Raw genomic sequence first — 387 nt, 5'->3', positions numbered from 1 at the left:
GAAGAGAAAGACAAGGACATTCCGTCTTCAGAACCCCGGACTGTGATCTCCGGTGTGAGGACGACGCGGCGCGGGTTTTTTACGAGCGCTCTTGTACTTGCCGGGGCGGCGACACTGGCCGCGTCCGGCTGCGGCGGTGGCGGCAGTGATTCGGGAGGCGGGCGCTCCAACGGGACCTATCGGAACTTCGGGGCGGGAAATGAGGCGACAGTCTCCGTCAGTATCGACCGCGACGGCCTGCTGACCTTCTTTGTGCTCTTTTCCGATGATTCCGTTGCCGACTACGGGCAGGCGTTTGTGGACGACGATGGGCTTTTCACGCAGACCTTTGCCGGGTTCCGAACATTCGGGCAGGTGCGAAGCGGGCGGATCGAGGGACGTACAGAG

The 387-nt window shown here is 62.3% G+C and carries 1 protein-coding gene; it reads left to right on the top strand.

Going from position 1 to position 387, the window contains the following annotated elements; genetic code table 11:
* On the top strand, positions 1-387 hold a 387-nt coding region (locus I6F37_RS44395), incomplete at both ends, for a hypothetical protein (protein ID WP_225155044.1).

Source organism: Bradyrhizobium sp. NBAIM08 (genome assembly GCF_020193935.1).
Taxonomy (GTDB): domain Bacteria; phylum Pseudomonadota; class Alphaproteobacteria; order Rhizobiales; family Xanthobacteraceae; genus Bradyrhizobium; species Bradyrhizobium yuanmingense.
The sequence above is the reverse complement of the archived record's forward strand: the minus strand, read 5'-3'. Positions and strand labels throughout refer to the sequence as shown.